Origin of the sequence: Aliidongia sp. (assembly GCF_035943795.1) — a bacterium.
GTDB lineage: Bacteria > Pseudomonadota > Alphaproteobacteria > ATCC43930 > CGMCC-115725 > Aliidongia.
On the sequence record NZ_DASZBY010000145.1, the window covers coordinates 15,833 to 35,596 of the forward strand.

Consider the following 19,764-nt stretch of genomic DNA (forward strand, 5'->3'; position numbering starts at 1 on the left):
TGGCGATGCAGCACCTGCTCCGCGATACGATCGCGCTGCGACTGGCGCTGACCACGCTCGCGACGGTCCTGGTCGCGGCGATAATCGGCACCCTGTTCATGCTGCTCAACAGCAACCTCGCGCGACCGCCGCTCGAACATTCCGGGCTACTGAACGAGGTCGGCGTCGGGTTGCGCATGCTCGACGCAGCGCGGCCCGACGAGCGCCCGGCCCTGGCCGCCGCCGCCGGCGGCAGCGACCATTTCATCACCTGGTTTCCGGCATTGCCCGAGGCCGAGGCCGCCATGCTGCAGCCGCCGGAGGAGGACGGCCCGCTCGACGAACTGCAGGATCCCTTGCGCAAAATCCGGATCCTCGACACGAAGCTGCTGCCGCCCGACTCGCCCTTGTTGTTTCGTCATGGGCACCGCCTGCCCGATCCGCGCATCATCGCGATCCAGCTGCACGACCGCAGTTGGGCGCTCTTTACGGTCGGCGAGCAAGGCTGGGGCTTGTCACGGCCGCAGCGCCGGCTGATCGCGCTCGCCATCGGCATCCTGTCGATCATTCTGGTCGCCCTCGCGTCGACTCGCCTGCTCGCCCGGCCAATCGAGCATTTCACTAGCGCCGCCGAACGGTTCGGGCGTGATCCGAAGGCGGCACCGATCGCCGAGCTGGGTCCGGTCGAGCTGCGCCGCGCCGCCCGGGCCTTCAACGGCATGCAGGCGAGCGTCCAGCGCTTCATCGAGGATCGCACGCAGATGGTGGCCGCGATCTCCCACGACCTGCGCACGCCGATCACCCGGCTTCGGCTGCGGGCGGAATTCGTCGAGGACGAGGAACAGCGCGAGCGCATGCTGGGCGACCTCGACCAGATGGCCGAGATGATCGAGGCGACGCTCGCCTTCGCCCGCGACGACGCCGCAAGCGAGGCGCTGACCCCGCTCGACCTGCCGAGCCTGCTGGAAAGCATGGTCGACGAAGCGACCGACGCGGGGCACGAAGCCGCCTATCTGGGGCCCGCCCATCGCATCTGCCACGGCCGGCCGGTGGCGCTGCGCCGCGCCTTCGGCAACCTGGTCGACAATGCGATCAAATACGGCGAGGCGGTCGAGATCACCCTGGCCGAAACCGATGGTGGCTACCGCATCGCCATCGCCGACCGGGGGCCAGGCATCGCCGTTCCCGACCATGAGCGGGTCTTCGCGCCGTTCGTCCGCCTCGAAGCCTCGCGCAACCGGGATACCGGCGGCACCGGCCTCGGCCTGTCGATCGCGCGCTCGATCATCCGCGGTCATGGCGGGGAGATCGATCTGGAAAACCGGCCCGAAGGCGGCCTGCGGGTGCTGGTCAGCCTGCCGGGGTAAGACCGTCAGCGCGTGACGACGACCTCCAGATATTCCGACGGCACCGCCAAGCCGGGCCCACCCTGGCGCTGGAAGCGTTGCAGCAGGTCCCGCAGCCCCTGCTCCAGCTCGGCCTGCCGCGTTTCGTCCAGCGCCAGGAACGCCTTGTGCACCGGACCGTAGAAGGTGCGGAACACGGTCAGCCAATGGTCGGCCGACCGATAGCGGAACGTGAAATGGCGCGCGGTCGTCTCGATCGCCGCCACACCGGGAAACAGACTGTGCAGCCGATCGACCGTGCCCCAGGCGGCGGGCGACAGGACGCCGGGCGGCGGCGGCAGGAAGCTGCCGATCAGCTTGAACAGTTGGCCGATGAAACCGTTGGGCGTCCAGTTGGCGAGACCGATACGCCCGCCCGTGCGGCAGACCCGCATCATCTCGGCCGCCGCCGTGGACTGATGGGGCGTGAACATGACGCCGAAGGTCGAGAGCACGACGTCGAAAGCCCCATCGGTGAATGGCAGCGCCTCGGCGTCGGCCTCCTGGAACGTGACATCCAAGCGTTCGGCCGCCGCCCGCTCGCGCCCGCGCTCCAGCAGTGCCGGGACGTAGTCGGTCGAGGTCACCGTCGCAAAGCGCCGGGCGGCTGCCAGGGTGGCGTTGCCGTTGCCGGCGGCGACATCCAGCACGCGCTCGTCGGCGCGCAGGTCGACCGCCTCGCACAATGTCTCGCCCACGATCTGCAGCGTGGTGCCGACGATCGCATAGTCACCAGCGGCCCAGGCGGCCATCTGCCGCGCCTTGAGGGCCGCGAAATCGGGCTGGGGAGCGTTCGGGGAGACGGACATGGCGGGGCTCGACTCAGGACCTCGGGGAAGCCCGAGCATGCGAGCTTCGCCGCCGATTGTCGAGGTATCCCGTTACGTCAAGAGACTGCGGCGAGCGCCGAGCCGGAGAGGCGGCCGGTCGCATGGCGGCGGGACTTCAGTTCCTCCGCCATCAGGAAGGCCAGTTCGAGCGACTGGCTGGCGTTGAGCCGCGGATCGCAATGGGTGTGGTAGCGGTCGCCCAGCGAGCTGTCGCTGATCGCCTGGGCACCGCCGATGCATTCGGTGACCTCCTGGCCGGTCATCTCGAAATGCACGCCGCCGGCGTGGGTTCCCTCTGCCTCGTGCACGTCGAAGAAACCGCGCACCTCCTTGATGATCCGATCGAACGAGCGGGTCTTGTAGCCGGTCGAGGAGGTATGGGTGTTGCCGTGCATCGGATCGCACACCCAGACGACCTTGCGGCCCGCCTTCTTGACGGCGCGGACCAGCGGCGGCAACAGCTGCGTCACCTTTTCCGAACTCATCCGCGTGATGAGCGACAGACGGCCCGGTTCGTTCTCCGGGTTCAGGATATCGATCAGACGCAACAGGTCGTCCGGATTGGTCGACGGCCCGGCCTTGAGGCCGATCGGGTTCCGGATGCCGCGCGCGAACTCGACATGGGCGCCGTCGAGCTGGCGCGTGCGATCGCCGATCCAGACCAGATGGGCCGAGCAGTCGTACCAGTCGCCCGAGGTCGAATCGACACGGGTCAGCGCCTGCTCGTAGGGCAGCAGCAGCGCCTCGTGCGAGGTGAAGAAATCGGTCTCGCGGATCTGCGGGCTGGTCGAGGAGGTAAAGCCGCAGGCCGCCATGAAATCCAGCGTTTCGGTCAGCCGGTCGGCCAAGGCCTTGTAGCGCTCGCCCTGCGGGCTCTCGGCGACGAAACCCTGGTTCCACAGATGGACCTGGTGCAGGTCGGCATAGCCGCCGTTGGCGAAGGCGCGCAACAGGTTGAGCGTGGCCGCCGACTGGCTATAGGCTTGGATCATGCGCTGTGGATCAGCGACGCGGGCGGTCGAGGTGAAGTCCATGCCGTTGATGATGTCGCCGCGGTACGACGGCAGGCTGACCTCGCCGATCGTCTCGCTGGATGCGGAACGCGGCTTGGCAAACTGACCGGCCATGCGGCCCAGTTTCACCACAGGCACTGCCGCGCCGAACGTCAGCACGACGGCCATCTGCAGCATCACGCGAAAGGTATCGCGGATGTTGTTGGCCCGGAATTCGGCGAAGCTTTCGGCGCAATCGCCACCCTGCAGCAGGAACGCCTTCCCCTCCGAAGCGTCGGCGAGCGCGCTCTTCAGGCGCCGCGCCTCGCCGGCGAACACGAGCGGCGGAAAATTTCGCAGCAGGCCCTCGACCGTGCCCAGCGCCTGGGCATCGGGATAGTCCGGCACCTGGACGATCGGCCGGCTGCGCCAGCTATCGGGGGACCATGTCTCGACCATTTTCCGCCTCGTCTCTTCTCGTCTCGGCCGCTATTCAGCCGCTTTCGCCACCGGGTCGGGAAGCTTGTCGCGCAGGGTGACGAACTCCTCGGCCGCGGTCGGGTGGATGCCGATCGTCTGGTCGAACTGTTTCTTGGTGGCGCCGCATTTCACGGCGATCGCCATGCCTTGGATGATCTCCGGCGCGTCGGTACCGACCATGTGGCAACCCAGCACGCGATCGGTCGCGCGGTCGACCACCAGCTTCAGCATCGTCCGCTCTTCGCGGCCGGTCAGCGTATGCTTCATCGGCCGGAAGCGCGAGCGATAGACGTCGATCGCACCCACCTTGATGCGCGCCTCCGCCTCGGTCATGCCGACGGTCGCGACCGGCGGCTGGCTGAACACGGCGGTCGGCACGTCGGTCGGGTCGAACCTGGTCGCATTGTCGTTGAACAGGGTTTCGGCCAGTGCCCGCGCCTCGGCGATCGCCACCGGCGTCAGGTTCAGCCGGTTGGTCACGTCGCCGACTGCATAGATCGACGAGACCGAGGTCTGCGACCATTCGTCGACCGAGATCGCCCCGAACTTGTCGGTCGCGATGCCGACGTTCTCGAGCCCGATGCCCTCGGTATTGGCATGGCGGGTCGAGGCATAGGCCTGGGTGTTGGGTTCGCGGCCGGTGGCGTAGAGCACCTCGTCGACCTCGATTGCATCTCCGCCCGTCGTCACCAGGGTCAGGCCCTGGGCACCCTTCTCGATGCGCGTGATCTCGGTGTGGTTACGGATCTCGATGCCGTGGCGGACCAGCGCCTCGGTCAAAGTCTCGCGCACGTCGTCGTCGAAGCTCTTCAGCACGTGGCCGGCGCGGATCACCAGGGTGACCTCGCTGCCCAGGCCGGCGAAGATGCCGGCGAATTCGACCGCGATATAGCCGCCGCCGACGATCGCGATGCGCTTGGGCAAAGCCGGCAGGTCCAGCGCCTCGTTCGACGAGATCGCATGCTCGATGCCGGGAATTTGCGGCGCCACCGGCCGCGCACCGGTCGCGATCATGATGCGCTGCGTCGTGAAGCGCTCGCCGCCGACCTCGACCGTATGCGGATCGATGATCTTGCCGCGCTTCTCGTACAGCTTCACGCCGCTGTCGCTCAGCAGCTTCTTGTAGATGCCGTTCAGCCGGTCGATCTCGCGATTCTTGTTCGCGATCAAGGTCGCCCAGTCGAACCTGGTCTCGCCGATCGTCCAGCCATAGCCGGCGGCGTCGGCGAAATCCTCGGCGAAATGCGCGCCATAGACCAATAGCTTCTTGGGCACGCAGCCGCGAATCACGCAGGTGCCGCCGACCCGGCTGTCCTCGCAGATGCCGACGCGCGCGCCATAGGACGCCGCTCGGCGCGAACCGGAAACGCCGCCCGAGCCGGCACCGAGGGTGAAGAGATCGAAATCGTAGCTCGCCATGATATCCGTCGATGCCGCCTTGAGAGAGATACCGTGCGCCGGTCCGAAGGGCCGGTACGCTAGTCCCGGACGCGCGGGTTGCCCAGGCCCTTTACGCAGGCGGGCTCTGCCGCCGACGCAGGGATGGTGGCGCAGAGATAAGGTGGCCCGGGCGGATCCCCAAGGGAATGCGTAAAAATCCGGAGCGGATCCGGCCGGCGAACCGTTCGCCCGCTGTCGCCGCCACGTCAGGAACGCTCCATGGCCGAGAAATGCCAGAAACAGAAGATGCTCGCCGGCGAACTTTATATCGCCGACGACCCGGAACTCGCCGCCGACAATCGGCGCATCGCCCAGTGGATGGACCGCTACAACGTCACGCAGACCCATACGGCCGAGGCCCGGCTGGCGCTCCTGCGCGAGGCTTTCGCCGAGGTCGGCGACGGCACCAACGTCCGGCCGCCGTTCCATTGCGACTACGGCTACAATATCCGGCTCGGTCGCGGCGTGTTCATGAACTTCAACTGCGTCGTCCTGGACGTGGTCGCGGTGACCGTCGGCGACGGGACCCAGATCGGGCCCGGTGTCCAGATCCTGACGGCCGACCATCCGCGCGACCCGGCGCTGCGCGCCCGTATGCTCGAGTTCGGCCGTCCGATCGCGATCGGCGCAAATGTCTGGATCGGCGGGGGCGCGATCATCCTGCCGGGCGTCACGATCGGCGATGGAGCGCTGATCGGCGCCGGCAGCATCGTCACCCGCGATGTGCCCGCGGGGACGGTCGCGGTCGGCAATCCTGCGCGGCCCAGGCCCGCCTAGCGCGCCGCCCCGTAGCCGTCGGTCAGGGTCCCCAGGAACGCAATGACGTCGTCGATCTCCGCCGCATCGAGCGCCGGCTTGTCACCCGGCTTGCGGTCGAACGGCGGGTCCACATTGACGTTGTCGTGATAGATCGCCGGCAGGTCGTCGTATTTCTCGACGGTGCCGTCGGGCCGACGCGCATACCATTTGCCCGGATCCGTATCGCGCTCGACGTAGAATTCCATGACCTGGCGCAAGCTGTGGAACACGCCGTTGTGCATGAAGCTCTGCCGCAGCGCCACGTTGCGCAGCGAGGGCGTCTTGAACAGCCCGCAATAGGTGGGGCGATCACGAAAATCCGTCCGGTCGGGACCGCACAGGCCCAGATCGAAATAGGCCGGATCATCGTTCACGGGGATGGCCCGGTTGCGCGGCACGCCGATCGCGATCAGGCCGTAGTCGGTGAATTCCGGCGGCGAGCCGTTGTTCGCCGGCCGGCTGATGTGGCAACTGGAGCAATTGCCCTTGTCCGGATCCTCGAACAGGGCAAGGCCGCGCGCCTCGGCCGGGCTGAGCTTGGCCTTGCCGGCCAGGAAGGCGTCGTACCTGCTCGAATAGGGGTAGAACACGCGGTAGTCCTGCTCATAGACCTCCAGCGCCTCGACCGCCGCATCGAACACCTGATCCGGCATCGTGAGTTTCACCCCAAGGATGCGCCGCAGCGCCGTAGCATAGCCGGCCTTTTCCAGCCGGGCCGCAGCCTCGGCCGGATCCCGGTTTGCCATCTCGCGCGCGGACAGCAGAGGAATGCGCGCCTGATCGCGGCCGCGATCGACCCGGCCGTCCCAGGTCAGACCGCCGGTCGGGCCGTTGTCGGTGCTTCCGTCGCCATCGTCGTCGCTGTCGAAATAATGCTCGGTGAAGGGCGGCGTCGCCTCGAGATACGTGAGCGACGGCGCCGCACGCGTGCCGGTCTGCGCCATGTCCGTCCCGCCCATCTGCACCGGCAGCGCATTGGCCGGTCCGAACCCGTGGGCCGGGCTATGGCAGGACGCGCAGGACAATTGGCCCGAGGCGGACAGGGTCGGATCCCGGAACAGGCGCGCGCCCAGGGCCTGGAGCGCCGTGGTCTGGCGGCGCGCGGCGGCACGCGAGATCCCGCCGGACGGTGCATCGGCAGCGGCGACCAGGCACAGAACCGCCGGCAGGAACAGCCAGAGCCGCGATCGGAATTTTTCGCGGAGCTTCCGCATAGGCTTCACACTTCTATGGTGCCCTGACACGATGGGATGGGTTCCCGGCGGGAGATGATCATGAAAACAAGAAAACTATTGTCGGCAACCGTTACCGGTTTGCTGGCGCTCGGCGCCTCGACTCCGGTTTCAGCCGCGTCCAAGCCCGCAGCGCCAGCGTCCGGCATCGACCAGATCGACACCGTGGTCGTGATCTATGCCGAGAATCGCAGCTTCGACAATCTATACGGCAGCTTTCCCGGCGCCGATGGCCTGAAGCAGGCGTCGCCCACCAGCCTGAAGCAGCTCGACCGCGACGGCTCGGTCCTGGCCGAATTGCCGCCGATCTGGGATGGCCTGACCGCCAAGGGCGTGACGCCGCCGGTGATCCAGGCGGTGACCGAGCACATGCCGAACGGGCCCTTCGCGATCGACGATCCAAAGGGGCTCGATACCAAGCTCAACGTCGTCACCCACGATCTCTGGCACCGGTTCTACCAGAACCAGATGCAGATCGACGGCGGCAGGAACGACCGGTTCGTGGCCTATGCCGACGCCGGCGGCGAGGTCATGGGCCATTACGACGGCAGGAAGCTGCCGATGTGGAAGATCGCCCAGAAATATACGCTGGCCGATCATTTCTTCATGGCCGGCTTCGGCGGTTCGTTCTTCAACCACATCGAGTTGGCCTGCGCCTGCGCACCGATCTATCCGAACGCCGACAAGAGTGCCGCCAAGGACTCGATCTCGGTCGTCGAGGCCGACGGCACGACGCTGAAGATCGCCGACAATTCGCCGAAATCCGCGATCGGCGGCATCCCGAAATTCGTGCGCGACGGCAACCTGACGCCCGATTTCTACGCGGTCAACACGATGCAGCCGCCGTACCAGCCGAGCAACAACAAGCCGGCGCCGGGCGGCGATCCGGCCTTTGCGGACCCGAGCATCCCCACCACACTGCCGCCGCAGACCCAGCAGACCATCGGCGACCTGCTGTCGGCCAAGGGCGTCACCTGGGCCTGGTATGGCGGCGCGTTCCAAGCGGCACTCGACGGCAAGGGCGGCGCGCCGATCTACTTCCAGACGCACCACCAGCCGTTCAACTATTTCGCCAGCTTCGCGCCCGGCACCCCGGCCCGCGCCGAGCATCTGAGAGACGGCGGCATCGACGGCGCCGAGTTCGTCAAGGCGATCGACGGCGGCAAACTGCCCCAGGTCAGCTTCTACAAGCCGCAGGGCAACCTCAACGAACATTCGGGCTATGCCGACGTGAAGTCGGGCGACGAGCATCTGGCCGACCTGGTCCATCACCTGGAAAAGAGCCCGCAGTGGAAGCACATGCTGGTCGTCGTGACCTATGACGAGAACGGCGGATTCTGGGACCATGTCGCCCCGCCCAAGGCCGACCGCTTCGGCCCCGGCACGCGCATTCCGGCCTTCATCGTCTCGCCCTATGCCAAGCGTGGTTTCGTCGATCATTCGACCTACGACACGACGTCGATCCTACGCTTCATTGCCCACCGTTTCGACCTGCCGACCCTGCCCGGCATCAAGACGCGCGACGAGGCGCTGGCAGCCCACGGCAGCCCGCCGCTGGGCGACCTGACCGGCGCGCTCGACCTGAGCGGCAGAAAGGGCATCTGACGTCCGATCCGCGTTCAACCTTGCGATCGAACGCGGATCGATCGGCACTTGCCATCCCGCTCATAAACTTGTCATGAATTCTCCGCGTTGGATGGGATGCCGGACGGCCCCCGCCCACCGTTTCCTTGCAGGCTTTTTTTGGGGCGCGACCACGGCACGAGCCCCGTGTCCGTCCAAGAAAAGACGACAGGAACCAACGGAAGTACCCTGGGGAGAACTTCATGTATCGCGCGAGCAAGCCCTTGTGGATTGCTGCCGTCGCCCTGTCGGTCGCCTGCCTGTCTTCGACGGCTTGGGCCAACGACAAGATCACCTTGATGGTGGGTGGGGTGGAAAAGATCATCTACCTGCCGGCGGCGCTCGCGGAACAGCTCGGCTATTATCGCGATCAGAACCTGGACGTCGACATTCAATCGGAGCCCGTCGGCGTCGAGGCGGAGGATGAATTGCTGGCGGGCGCCGTCGATGGCGTCGTCGGGTTCTACGACCATTCGGTCGATCTCCAGGCACGAGGCAAGTTCATCGAATCCATCGTGCTGATCGGTCAGACGCCCGGCGAGGCCATTCTGGTTCCGACACGCCTCGCGCCCGACATCCGATCGCCGGCCGACTTCAAGGGACGCGCCCTCGGCGTGACCGGACTCGGCTCGTCGACCGACTTTCTCATGCAGTATCTCTCGATCAAGCACGGCGTGCCGGTCCGCAACATCACCCTGATCCCCGTCGGGGCCGGCAACACCTTCATCACGGCGATGCAGCAAGGCCGTATCGACGTCGGCATGACCACGGAGCCGACGATCTCGCGCCTGCTCAACAGCGGTGCCGCCCATGTCCTCGTCGACATGCGTACCCCGGAAAGCACGCGTGAGGCGCTGGGCGGGACCTATCCGGCGGCCTGTCTCTACGTTCAGTCGTCCTGGGCGCAACAGCACCATGACCTGGCGCAACGGCTGACGACCGCGCTGGTCAGGACGTTGCGTTTCATCGATACGCACAGTGCCGTCGAGATCGCCGATTTGATGCCGGCGGAATATTATGCCGGTGACAAAGCCGCTTACATCAAGGCGTTGCGCGACGGCAAGGCGCGGTTCACTCCGGATGGCAGGATGCCCATCGACGGTCCGCCCACCGTGCTGGCGGTATTGAGCGGCTTTTCGAAAAATCTCAAAGGCAAGGCGATCGATCTTTCGAGAACCTATACCGACTCGTTCGTCGACGCGGTCAAATGACGACCGATCGAAAGGGCCGCTGCTTGGGATCTTCGCTCACTCTTCCCCTTCGGGCAGCGTGACTTCGACCAGCAATCCTCCGCCGGATGGCGAATCGAGCAGAACGACCGTGCCGCCGTGACGATCCGCGATTTCGCGAACGATCGACAATCCAAGACCGCTGCCTTCGGTGTCGGTCCCCAGGATACGATAGAACCGGTCGAACACGCGTTCCCTCTCGGCGACCGGAACACCCGGGCCGTCGTCCTGAACGCGAAGGACGGCCAATTTCTCCCGACGACAGATGCTCACGGCGATCGCTCCGCCGTCCTGCCCGTAGCTCATCGCGTTGTCGACGATATTCATCACCAGTTCGTGCAACATCGCGCCGCTGCCGAGGATCGTCGCCTGGTCGGTCTCGACGTCGAAGCTCAGACCGATATGTTTCGCCAGCGCGCGGTCGGCAACTTCCTCCAGGACATGGCGGGTAATGGCGATCAGGTCGACCGGCTCCCGCGTCAGTACCTGCGCCCCAGGCTCGACCTTCGCCAGCGTCAGCAGTTGGTTCGTCAAATGGACCATCTGATCGATGCCGTCTTTCATGGCGGCAAGCGAACGGTCCTTCTCGTCGGCCTGCGCCTCGCCCAAGCCATAGGAGATCTGGGTCTTGAGCAGGGTCAAAGGGGTTCGTAGCTGATGCGCCGCGTCGGTAATGAAGCGCCGCTGGACGTCGATCTGGCTACGGACCCGTTCGACCGATTGATTGAGCGCGCTCACCAGCGGGCGCAGTTCCATCTGCACCCGCTCGATCGCGATCAGCTCGAGCGTGTCCGGCGCCCGCTGGGCGATCTCGTCGCTGATGCGGGCGAGCGGCGCCAAGCCCCGATTGAGGCCGAACCAGGTGAGGGCGGCTGCGATGACCACCAGGAAGAACTGCCGCTTGACCTCGTCGATCCACAGATCGTCGATCATCTGCTGATAGGCGTGCAACGTCTGGCCGACGATGACCAGCGCGAAGCGATGCTCGCCCACGCCGATCAACGGCTGGCGCAGTGCAACCGCGCGAATCGGCTGCCCGCGGAACGTCGCAGTGAAATATTGGGGCTCCAGCCCTTCCACCATCCGGCCCGGCCCGGGCACGTCGGAATAGCCGGCGAGCAACGTGCCGTCGGAATCGATGATGCGGTAGATGGCCCGGTCCTGATAGGCGGAGGCGAACATTTCCAAGGCGGATGGCGGGATGATCGCCTCGACCACGCCGTCCGTGACCTTGATCTGTTCGGCGATGGCATGGGCCGAGCCCACGAGCGTGCGATCGGTGACGATGCCGGCCACGAGCCTCGCATCCGAATACCCCTGCCAGGCATTGAACAGAACCAGAAAGACGAGAGGGGTCAGAAGCCAGCGAAGTATCTGCAGATGCAGGCTTTTATTGAACATGGTCTTTTCTGAGGGCATAGCCTAGGCCGCGGAACGTGACGATGCCGACGTCGCTTCCCTCCAGCTTCTTCCTGACCCGATGGACGTAGATCTCGATCGACGCGATGTTGGCGCTGTCGTCGAAGCCGAAAACATTCTCCATCAGGGTCGCCTTGCTCACGGTCGCCCCCGCTCGCAGAACCAAGGTTTCCAGAACGGCATGTTCGCGCGGCGTCAGGACGAGGTCCATCTCGCCCAGGAAGAAATGCCCGCTGGTGCGATCGAGCCGAAGCGAGCCGCACTGGGCGATCGGGCTCAATTGTTCGTGGCGCCGGCGCAGGCGCGCACGGATTCGGGCCTCCAATTCCTCGATATCGAACGGCTTGGCCAGGTAATCGTCGGCCCCGCCGTCCAGCACGGTGACCCGGCTCGTGATGGTATCGTTGGCGGTCAGAATCAGGACGGGGGTCGTGCTGCCGCGGCAGCGCAATCGTGACAGGACCTCGGCGCCGCTCAGGCGCGGCAGCGCCAGATCGAGGATGACCAGCGAGTATTCCTGGGTCCTCAACGCATAGTCGGCGTCCTCGCCATCGTAGACGCAGTCGATCACATACTTGCTTCGGCGAAGCAGCATCGAGATCCAGTCGGACAGTTTCCGATTATCTTCGACAATCAGAAGCCGCATGCCACTCCCCCGCGGGCCGAACCTCCAGCCTCGCGTTGCCAACTTACCGATCCGGCGCGCTCCTGGCCATCAGGTCGATGATCGGAGATCCACGCGTCTCGATCGACGCCATGGGGAATTCAGGCCAACAGGCGGAACAGCTCCGATTGCGACGAGATCCCGAGCCTGCCATAGGCCCGCTTGCGGTATGTAATCACGCTGCTCTTCTTGATGTCGAGTTCCAGCGCCGTTCCTTCGGCCGTCATGCCGAGGAGCGAGCGGACGCAAACGTCGAGCTCGCGGGCCGTCAGACCGCAATCCAACACGATCAGGCGGTGTCGATAATATTGCAGAGCCTCGGCTTTCGATCGGGGCAGGCCCGCAGGGATGGGCCATCCCGGCGAGGACAGGCTGGGCGCGATCTGGATCGCGAGCCGCAGCACCTCCTTCGCAATCGAATTCTGCAGTTGTTCGTACATCTCGACGCTTCCCCCCACCCGATCAATCCCCCTTGTATCCGAGCGCCCTTTCCGGATCTGACGGACCGTATCTCAAAGTAGCACCCCAAGCTTTCAAGTAGCTTTCAACCAGTATCAATCGGGCTGCCTCACTCCTCATCAATGGGGACAGCCTGTCCCCCCTGCGATGGTCAGATGATCTTTTGAATTCGTGCCAGAATTTGAATTGCTTCGGCTAAATCGGATTACGTTCCGGCCGCCAGAGGCGTCGATCATCAAGAAAATGCGGGGGACGTAGATGTCTAAGGCGAAGTTTTCATCATTTTTACTAGGGACAACGGCGCTGATTCTCATCGGCACGCCGGCCTTTGCTGCTACATCCGATGACATGAAGGCGGAAATCGCGGCGCTGCGGGCACGCCTAGATCAATTGGAGGCGCAGCAGGCGACCACCGCATCCCAGGCGGCGCAAGCCGCTCAGACGGCCCAGGCTGCGCAGGCCGCTCAAGCCGCCCAGGCGGCCCAAACGACGCGGGCCGTTCCGGCCGCCCTGCAGAAGGATCAGAACGGCAACGTCCTGGGCATTCTGAACAACCCGGTCATGCTGTATGATGACAGCAATACCAGCGTGCGCCTCTACGGCCTGATCGAAGCCACGCTGAGCGACGCGACCAACCAGAACGCCAAGGGCAATTCCGCGATCGGGTTCCAGACCGCCTGGTTCAGCGGCAACCGCCTGGGCTTCGATGCCGACCATGCGCTGGGCTTCGGCGACTCGATCGGGCTGTCGGGATTGAAGGTCATTTCCAAGTTGGAAACGGAATTCGAATCGCCGACCGGCAACGCTGACACACCCGGCGTCATCTTCAACCGCGACGCCTGGGTCGGTTTCGAATCTGACGATCTGGGCAAGCTGACGTTCGGGCGTCAGAACACGTTGACCCGCGATTTCACCCAGACCTGGGGCGACAGCTACGGTACTTCAGGCGTGACCCTGAACGAGGGCGGTTACAGCAACGTCAACAACTTCAAGCAGCTGATCTTCTATTCGGCGAGTTCGACCGGCACGCGCAACAACAGCGCGGTGGTGTGGAAGAAGAAGTTCGGCGATCACTGGGTCGTCGGTCTGGATTATGGCTTCGGCTCGAGCGGCGTCGGCGGCAGCGGCAGCGGCGGTCCGGGCCAGTTCAACGCCGGCGGCGGCGGGACGCCCGGACAGTTCGCGCTCGGCAGCAACCAGGCGGCCTCAATTGCCTACAACAATCTCGCGATCGGTCCCGGCGCCCTGAGCGTCAACGTCAATTACGACCGGGCCAACAACCAAAATCTGATCAATCAAGCCGAATTGATCGGCGGCAACTATGTCGTCGGGCCGTTCCGCCTGAACGCCGGTTACATCCACTACACCGCCGAACAGGGCGTCAACAACAGTGCCGGCACGCGCACGGACAATGCCTGGACCCTCTCGGGCAGCTATTGGCCGGCACCGAAGTTCGAGACGGATCTCGGCTACGTGCGGATGGACGGCACCCATGCCGGCAACTGCGGCGGCAACACGCTGTTGCCGTTCCTGCAGGGCGCCTCTTGCGTGACCCGCGCCACGGTCGCCAACGGCGGCAGGGGCACTGTCTTCGGCTCGCTGATCTTCCATGCCGACAAGCAGACCGAGTTCTATCTGGCCTCGGACTATCTGAAGGTCGACGGTGGCTGGTCGGTCGGCGATGCCCAGGGCAACGTCGGCGGAATCGGCCATGGCGATGCGCATAGCGACGAACTCGAGGTCGCGACCGGCTTCCGGTTCAAATTCTGACCGGTAGCACCTGACCAACGATCCTAAATCAAACGACAGGGCCCACCGGTCTTCCCGAGACCGGTGCGGATCCTGCCGTTCGATCGTCGCTCCTCCCGTATCGCCGTGTTGCCGGCGTCCCCTGTCCGGAGAAAATCACCATGACCGACGCCACGATTCCGTCCGTCGCCAAGCCGGCCGAAGGCTTCTGGCCCCAGGGCTGGTGGAAAATCGTCGACTATAAGATCGGTATCATTCCCTTGCCGATCTTCGTCATTCTGTTCGCCCTGATCGCCGGCTTCGCCCTCACCGGCAAGGTCCCGTCCGACATCCTGATGGCGACGGTGCTGCTCGCCATGGGCGGCTTCACCTGTGCCGAGTTGGGCAAGCGGCTGCCGATCTTCCGCAACGTCGGGGCGGCGGCGATCTTCGCCACCTTCATTCCCTCGTTCCTGGCCTTTCATCACTACCTGCCCGCCTCGATCCTGGGCTCGGTGACCGAGTTCACGAAGTTCAGCAACTTCCTCTATCTGTTCATCGCCTCGATCATCGTCGGCAGCATTCTGGGCATGGACCGTCGCGTCCTCATTGCCGGCTTCCTCAAGATCTTCATTCCGCTGGCATTGGGCTCGCTCGCGGCCGCCATCGTCGGCACGCTCGTCGGCATGGCGGTCGGGCTCGGGGCCTACCAGAGCTTTTTCTTCGTCGTCGTCCCGATCATGGCCGGCGGCGTCGGCGAGGGCGCCATACCGCTTTCGATCGGCTATGCCGGCATCCTGCATCAGGCCCAGGGCGACCTGTTCGCCCAGGTCCTGCCGCCGGTCATGCTCGGCAGCCTGACCGCCATCCTGTTCTCGGGTGCGCTGAACCATCTGGGCAAGCGCTATCCCCATCTGACTGGCGAAGGCCGGTTGCAACCGGATGGCGATCCGGAAATCGAGCCTGGCGAAGAGAAGCTGGGTGAGATCCCGGACGTGACCACGATCGCCGCCGCCGGCATCACCGCCGTGACGCTCTATCTGATCGGCGTCATGTCGCAACGCCTGTTCGATTTCCCGGCGCCCGTCACCATGCTGTTCATCGCGGTCGCGCTCAAGCTGTCGCGCGCCGTCTCGCCGTCGCTGCAGAACGGCGCCTTCATCGTCTACAAGTTCTTCTCGACGGCGGTGACCTATCCGCTGCTGTTCGCGATCGGCGTCGCCATGACGCCATGGGACAAGCTGGTCGCGTCCTTCACGATCCCCTACATCGTCACGATCGTCGCGACCGTGGCCGTGCTGATGGCAACCGGCTTTCTGGTCGGCCGACTGCTGAAAATGTACCCGATCGACGTCGCCATCGTGAACGCCTGCCACAGCGGCCAAGGCGGGACCGGCGACGTGGCGATCCTGACGGCGGCGAACCGCATGCAGCTGATGCCGTTCGCACAGATCGCGACCCGGATCGGCGGCGCCATTACCGTAACGTTGACGTTGATCACTCTGGTCTGGTTGCAGTCTTAGGCGGTAGGCTACCAAAGCAGCAGGCTCGGTTGAATTCAGATGTCGTCCGGGGCCAACGCCTGGCATCGGCACAAGCCAGGAAGAACAATGGAGGAGGTTCGTCATGCGCCGCGTGATCCTGACTGTGGTCGCCATCGCCTCGGTCTTCGCCACGAGGGCAAAGGCCGAGGATTTTCAGGGACATTTCAGGCCACGCCCGCCGGAAATGACCGTTGAGAACGGTAAGTTCTCAGGGCCGATCAAGGACGTCATCGAAGAGGCGCTCCACACGGCTGGCATGACCATCAGTTGGGCGGACGTACCTTTCGCCCGATCGTTGAAACAGCTGCAGGACGGCGATCCCGTCCTCGTCCCGCGCTACAATCGGACACCGGATCGTGAGGCCTTCAGCCTGTTCCTGGGGCCGATCGCGGTGCAGAAGCGGCAAATCAGGTTCGCCGTCCGCCAGGGCGACGAGCATCGCATCAAGTCCTATGCGGACCTGGCAGCCCTCTCGATCGGCGTGAAGCGTGGAACCGCCTACTTCGACCAGTTCGACAAAGACAAATCTCTGCACAGGGAGGAAGCGGTCGACGACCAGAACCTGCTGCTGCCCCTTCGCGCCGGACACCAGGACGCGGCCATCGTCGTCGATCAGATCCCTTTCGAGAATGCGGCCAAGGCAATGGGCTGGGGTGGATACGCCTGGGCGGATTGGAAGGTCGACATCGAGCAAGGAAACTATTACGCGATCGCCAAGTCAGGGCCGCTCGCCCCAAAGGCGGCGGCCATTGATGCCGCGCTGAAAGCGATGGCGGCCAATGGCCGCGTAAAGGAAATCTACGCCAAATACGGCCTGGATCCGGAGCATGTCGAATGAGCGGAGTCCATCGCACACTCGCGCGCACCCGCCATCGACAACCCGCCTGTTCCGGCATGTTCGCCTGACGAAAGACGAGCGCCAATCACGTCGGAGGACACATCGTGACGCAAGGTAGTTCCCAGGCGGCTTTCGGGTTCGTTCGTCGCAGCCTGATGTTCCGTGTCCTCCTGCCGATTGGCGCGTTGCTCGTGGTCCTGGTCGCGGGCACGGTAGTCGGCGTCGCTGTCAAGGACGACGAGACGGCGCGCGACACACTTACCGCCAAGGCCAAACTGATCGCCGACATTGCCGGCCGCGGCACGGCCGATGCTATCTGGAATCTGGACGCGCAACTGGCAAAGGCGTCGCTGGCGGCGCTGGCTGCCGACCCGGACTACGTCGGCAGCGAGTTGACCGACGACCATGGGGCCGCACTCGCCAGCGATGGGGCCAAACAGGCCAAGACGGGTTCACTGATCGTGGAGAAGGTACCGGTCGTCCGGATCGATCAGGGCCGGCAGAAGGTGGTTGGCGCGCTCGAACTGCGCATGTCGACCGCGCGGGCCGATGCCGCGATCAAGCGGGCGACCTGGGTTCTGGCGCTGGTCGGCATCAGCGCGCTCATCGTGGTTTGCGGGTTGCTGCTCTGGATCCTCAAGCGCTCTATCCATCCGATCGTGGCCTTGACCGAGGTCATGGCCAAGCTCTCGTCGGGTGAACTCGGCATCGCGATTCCCGCCCTCGACCGGATCGACGAAGTCGGCCGCATGGCCCACGCGGTCGAAGTGTTCAAACGCAATGCCGTCGAGGTCGAGCGGTTGAACATTGAACAAGAAGGCCTGAAGGAACGGTCCGAGCGCGATCGGGTCGAACTGCTCGATCGCATGGCAGGCCAGTTCGAATCCACGGTGTCGGCCGTGCTGGTCAGCGTGACCGAGGCTTGTTCCCAGATGAGCAAGCGGGCAGAAGCCATGGCCGGTAAGATGACGGCGGCCGAGCACAGCGCCCACACGGTGATGCGCGCTACCAACAGCACGTCGGATAACGTCCAGACCGTGGCGGCGGCGGCCGAGGAGCTCTCCGCTTCGATCGCCGAGATATCGAGCCGGGTCAACGACAGCGCCACGATCGCCGGCGACACGTCGAACGCGGCCGAGAAGACGTCGGGCACGATCGCCGAGTTGTCGACCCAGGCGCAGAAGATCGGCAGCATCATCAGCCTGATCCACGACATCGCGAGCCAGACCAATCTGCTGGCCTTGAATGCGACGATCGAGGCGGCGCGCGCCGGAGAAGCTGGCAAGGGATTCGCCGTCGTAGCGTCGGAAGTGAAATCGCTCGCCACGCAGACGGCACGCGCAACCGATGAGATTTCGGAGAATATCCAGGCGATCCAATCGGCGACCGCACGGGCCGTAGGCGAAATCCGAACGATCGCCGAGGTCGCTGGTCGTTCACGCGAGATCGCAACCGGCATCGCCGGGGCGATCGAAGAACAGAATGCAGCGACGCGAGAGATTTCGTCGAGTATCTCGTTGGCCGCGTCCGGCACGCAGATCGTCGCCGAAAACATCTCGACGGTCGACGAGAATATCTCCGAGGCGAGCGTGGCAGCGCGCGAGCTGCTCACGGCCAGCCTCACGCTCAGCGAGCAATTCCGGTCTCTCGACCATCAGGTCCAGACCTTCGTCGCAACCGTCCGGGAAGCGCGCTGAAGCGGCAACTGAGTGCGCGTAGGGGACTTACGCCCCGCCTGCCCCTTCGGCGATGAGCCAGGCCCTGAGTCGGGCGATCTTCGGCCGGTTGGCGATGGCTTCCGGGCAGACGAGGTGGAAACCGTGCCGGCCCGGCATGTCGAGCGTGAATGGCCGGACCAGCCGGCCCTGCATCAGGTCGTCGCCAAGGATGGTCGAACGGCCCATGGCGACGCCCATGCCGGTTGCCGCCGCCTCGAGCCCGACGCCGATGTCGTCGAACAGGATCAGATCGCGCGGCTTCAGGTCCGGCAGACCGGCCGCCTTGAGCCAGCGCGGCCAATAGGGCCGATTGATCAGGTCGAACAATACATGATGCTGCAGATCCTCCGGCCGTCGGATCCCCGTCGGGCCGTCGAGCAGCCGCGGGCTGCACACCGGATAGACCTCGTCCTCGAGGAACCGGTCGGCCTTGAGGCCGGGCCAAGGCCCGACCCCGTGCCGGATCGCCGCGTCGACGCCCTCGCGCGCGAAATCGGTGTAATAGTTGCTGGTCAACAGATGCAACTCGATGCCCGGAAACCGCTCCCGGAACCGGCCGAGGCGAGGTGCCAGCCATTTGACCGCGAAGGAGGGCGAGACATTGACCGTCAGCACGCCCTTGACCTCGTGCTCGACGACCTCGGCGATGCCGTCCGCCAGCCGGTCGAACGCGTCGGTCACGATCGGCAACAGCGCTTCGCCGGTCTCGCTCAGTACCAGCGCATGAGGCATGCGTTTGAAGAGGAGCACGCCCAGCCGATCTTCCAGGCCGCGGATCTGATGGCTGACGGCGCTCTGCGTCACGCTCAACTCCGCAGCAGCCCTGGTAAAACTCAATAAGCGGGCGGCGGATTCGAAGGCGCGCAGACCATTCAGAGGCGGCAGGCGACGGTCCATGAGGCACCCCATGAATTTATCTCATGAACCCTAGAGAAAGCTGCGTTTGTCGGCAAGGGGATGCGGGATCAGGTTACCACTCAACGGCAACCACGCCGAAACAGACGAGACCGAGACCTGAAATGTTCGCCACCGCCGGCCGTATCGCCATCGCCTCTCCCGCCCGCTCCTCGATCATCGCGACCGTCGCCCTGTGGGCCGACCGCGTCGCCCAGCGCCGCGCGCTGGCGTCGCTGAGCGTCGAAGCGCTCAAGGACATCGGCATCGATCCGGCCGACGCGATGCACGAAGCTGCAAAGCCGTTCTGGGCTGTCTGACCGGATCAGTCGCCCGGCCGGCATCGCTGGTCCCGCGCCATCGATTGCTCCCGCCCAAGGCGGGAGCAATATCGCCGCGCCAGCTTGGCGAAGGTTTCCGATGCAGGGGTAAGCGAAGCCGAAAGGCTTCGTGGCGCGACCAAGATTTGCCGCCGAGTCTGCCTGTCCGACTATTTTACACTTCGACATCCG

At 64.9% G+C, this 19,764-nt stretch carries 17 protein-coding genes; 9 read left to right on the forward strand and 8 right to left on the reverse strand.

What is annotated here, in order from left to right; genetic code table 11:
* Nucleotides 1-5: 5 nt before the first annotated feature.
* Entirely contained in the window at nt 6-1,346 is a 1,341-nt protein-coding gene (locus VGV37_RS27905) for an ATP-binding protein (RefSeq protein ID WP_326883091.1), read from the forward strand.
* Nucleotides 1,347-1,351: 5 nt separating this feature from the next.
* Here the strand turns inward: VGV37_RS27905 and VGV37_RS27910 are convergent, their stop codons facing one another.
* The 3 genes from VGV37_RS27910 to gor all read right to left on the reverse strand — a co-directional run bounded on the left by VGV37_RS27910 (nt 1,352) and on the right by gor (nt 5,085).
* Nucleotides 1,352-2,173: a class I SAM-dependent methyltransferase gene (locus tag VGV37_RS27910; protein ID WP_326883092.1), complete on the reverse strand. Its 822-nt coding sequence runs from the start codon at nt 2,171-2,173 to the stop codon at nt 1,352-1,354.
* Nucleotides 2,174-2,250: 77 nt separating this feature from the next.
* Nucleotides 2,251-3,645, reverse strand: a complete 1,395-nt coding sequence (locus tag VGV37_RS27915; protein WP_326883093.1) for a class II 3-deoxy-7-phosphoheptulonate synthase — start codon at nt 3,643-3,645, stop codon at nt 2,251-2,253.
* A 30-nt stretch (nt 3,646-3,675) separates the two neighbouring features.
* Complete coding sequence (gor, locus tag VGV37_RS27920) at nt 3,676-5,085, reverse strand: glutathione-disulfide reductase (protein ID WP_326883094.1); 1,410 nt, start codon at nt 5,083-5,085, stop codon at nt 3,676-3,678.
* Between the two features lie 240 nt (nt 5,086-5,325).
* Between gor and VGV37_RS27925 the strand changes: the two genes are divergently transcribed.
* Nucleotides 5,326-5,883 carry a sugar O-acetyltransferase gene (locus VGV37_RS27925; RefSeq protein WP_326883095.1) on the forward strand — a complete coding sequence of 186 codons (558 nt, stop codon included), beginning with the start codon at nt 5,326-5,328 and terminating at the stop codon, nt 5,881-5,883.
* Here the strand turns inward: VGV37_RS27925 and VGV37_RS27930 are convergent.
* Nucleotides 5,880-7,118: a cytochrome-c peroxidase gene (locus tag VGV37_RS27930; protein ID WP_326883096.1), complete on the reverse strand. Its 1,239-nt coding sequence runs from the start codon at nt 7,116-7,118 to the stop codon at nt 5,880-5,882. The genes VGV37_RS27925 and VGV37_RS27930 overlap by 4 nt on opposite strands.
* A gap of 60 nt (nt 7,119-7,178) precedes the next feature.
* On the opposite strand from VGV37_RS27930, the gene VGV37_RS27935 reads away from it, so the two are divergent.
* Together VGV37_RS27935 and VGV37_RS27940 are read left to right on the forward strand one after the other, a co-directional pair.
* Nucleotides 7,179-8,741: an acid phosphatase gene (locus VGV37_RS27935; protein ID WP_326883097.1), complete on the forward strand. Its 1,563-nt coding sequence runs from the start codon at nt 7,179-7,181 to the stop codon at nt 8,739-8,741.
* A 221-nt stretch (nt 8,742-8,962) separates the two neighbouring features.
* Nucleotides 8,963-9,970, forward strand: coding sequence for an ABC transporter substrate-binding protein (locus tag VGV37_RS27940; protein ID WP_326883098.1), 1,008 nt, complete (start codon nt 8,963-8,965; stop codon nt 9,968-9,970).
* 36 nt (nt 9,971-10,006) lie between these two features.
* On the opposite strand, the gene VGV37_RS27945 is transcribed toward VGV37_RS27940, so the two are convergent.
* The 3 genes from VGV37_RS27945 to VGV37_RS27955 form a co-directional block, all read right to left on the reverse strand.
* Entirely contained in the window at nt 10,007-11,389 is a 1,383-nt protein-coding gene (locus VGV37_RS27945; RefSeq protein ID WP_326883099.1) for a sensor histidine kinase, read from the reverse strand.
* On the reverse strand, nt 11,379-12,053 hold the full coding sequence (locus VGV37_RS27950; RefSeq protein WP_326883100.1) for a response regulator: 675 nt from the start codon (nt 12,051-12,053) through the stop codon (nt 11,379-11,381). The genes VGV37_RS27945 and VGV37_RS27950 overlap by 11 nt, the downstream gene beginning before the upstream one ends.
* Before the next feature lie 119 nt (nt 12,054-12,172).
* Nucleotides 12,173-12,511: a helix-turn-helix transcriptional regulator gene (locus tag VGV37_RS27955; RefSeq protein WP_326883101.1), complete on the reverse strand. Its 339-nt coding sequence runs from the start codon at nt 12,509-12,511 to the stop codon at nt 12,173-12,175.
* Between the two features lie 367 nt (nt 12,512-12,878).
* On the opposite strand from VGV37_RS27955, the gene VGV37_RS27960 reads away from it, so the two are divergent.
* From VGV37_RS27960 to VGV37_RS27975, 4 genes are all read left to right on the forward strand, one after another.
* The gene (locus VGV37_RS27960) at nt 12,879-14,300 is read left to right on the forward strand and encodes a porin (RefSeq protein ID WP_326883102.1); all 1,422 of its coding nucleotides are present in this window, start codon (nt 12,879-12,881) and stop codon (nt 14,298-14,300) included.
* A 140-nt stretch (nt 14,301-14,440) separates the two neighbouring features.
* Nucleotides 14,441-15,781 carry a 2-hydroxycarboxylate transporter family protein gene (locus tag VGV37_RS27965; RefSeq protein ID WP_326883103.1) on the forward strand — a complete coding sequence of 447 codons (1,341 nt, stop codon included), beginning with the start codon at nt 14,441-14,443 and terminating at the stop codon, nt 15,779-15,781.
* A gap of 103 nt (nt 15,782-15,884) precedes the next feature.
* Complete coding sequence (locus tag VGV37_RS27970) at nt 15,885-16,640, forward strand: substrate-binding periplasmic protein (protein WP_326883104.1); 756 nt, start codon at nt 15,885-15,887, stop codon at nt 16,638-16,640.
* Between the two features lie 104 nt (nt 16,641-16,744).
* Nucleotides 16,745-18,337: a HAMP domain-containing methyl-accepting chemotaxis protein gene (locus tag VGV37_RS27975; RefSeq protein ID WP_326883105.1), complete on the forward strand. Its 1,593-nt coding sequence runs from the start codon at nt 16,745-16,747 to the stop codon at nt 18,335-18,337.
* A gap of 27 nt (nt 18,338-18,364) precedes the next feature.
* Here the strand turns inward: VGV37_RS27975 and gcvA are convergent, their stop codons facing one another.
* Nucleotides 18,365-19,267 (reverse strand): transcriptional regulator GcvA, encoded by a 903-nt coding sequence (gene gcvA / locus VGV37_RS27980; protein ID WP_326883106.1) that lies wholly within the window; start codon nt 19,265-19,267, stop codon nt 18,365-18,367.
* Between the two features lie 110 nt (nt 19,268-19,377).
* Between gcvA and VGV37_RS27985 the strand changes: the two genes are divergently transcribed.
* Nucleotides 19,378-19,572, forward strand: a complete 195-nt coding sequence (locus tag VGV37_RS27985; protein ID WP_326883107.1) for a DUF1127 domain-containing protein — start codon at nt 19,378-19,380, stop codon at nt 19,570-19,572.
* The last annotated feature ends 192 nt before the right edge of the window (nt 19,573-19,764 follow it).

Coding starts and splice junctions, on each gene's coding strand:
- VGV37_RS27905 (WP_326883091.1), top strand. CDS start 6: ATGCAGCACCTGCTCCGCGATACGATCGCGCTGCGACTGGCGCTGACC.
- VGV37_RS27910 (WP_326883092.1), bottom strand. CDS start 2,173: ATGTCCGTCTCCCCGAACGCTCCCCAGCCCGATTTCGCGGCCCTCAAG.
- VGV37_RS27915 (WP_326883093.1), bottom strand. CDS start 3,645: ATGGTCGAGACATGGTCCCCCGATAGCTGGCGCAGCCGGCCGATCGTC.
- gor (WP_326883094.1), bottom strand. CDS start 5,085: ATGGCGAGCTACGATTTCGATCTCTTCACCCTCGGTGCCGGCTCGGGC.
- VGV37_RS27925 (WP_326883095.1), top strand. CDS start 5,326: ATGGCCGAGAAATGCCAGAAACAGAAGATGCTCGCCGGCGAACTTTAT.
- VGV37_RS27930 (WP_326883096.1), bottom strand. CDS start 7,118: ATGCGGAAGCTCCGCGAAAAATTCCGATCGCGGCTCTGGCTGTTCCTG.
- VGV37_RS27935 (WP_326883097.1), top strand. CDS start 7,179: ATGAAAACAAGAAAACTATTGTCGGCAACCGTTACCGGTTTGCTGGCG.
- VGV37_RS27940 (WP_326883098.1), top strand. CDS start 8,963: ATGTATCGCGCGAGCAAGCCCTTGTGGATTGCTGCCGTCGCCCTGTCG.
- VGV37_RS27945 (WP_326883099.1), bottom strand. CDS start 11,389: ATGTTCAATAAAAGCCTGCATCTGCAGATACTTCGCTGGCTTCTGACC.
- VGV37_RS27950 (WP_326883100.1), bottom strand. CDS start 12,053: ATGCGGCTTCTGATTGTCGAAGATAATCGGAAACTGTCCGACTGGATC.
- VGV37_RS27955 (WP_326883101.1), bottom strand. CDS start 12,511: ATGTACGAACAACTGCAGAATTCGATTGCGAAGGAGGTGCTGCGGCTC.
- VGV37_RS27960 (WP_326883102.1), top strand. CDS start 12,879: ATGAAGGCGGAAATCGCGGCGCTGCGGGCACGCCTAGATCAATTGGAG.
- VGV37_RS27965 (WP_326883103.1), top strand. CDS start 14,441: ATGACCGACGCCACGATTCCGTCCGTCGCCAAGCCGGCCGAAGGCTTC.
- VGV37_RS27970 (WP_326883104.1), top strand. CDS start 15,885: ATGCGCCGCGTGATCCTGACTGTGGTCGCCATCGCCTCGGTCTTCGCC.
- gcvA (WP_326883106.1), bottom strand. CDS start 19,267: ATGGGGTGCCTCATGGACCGTCGCCTGCCGCCTCTGAATGGTCTGCGC.
- VGV37_RS27985 (WP_326883107.1), top strand. CDS start 19,378: ATGTTCGCCACCGCCGGCCGTATCGCCATCGCCTCTCCCGCCCGCTCC.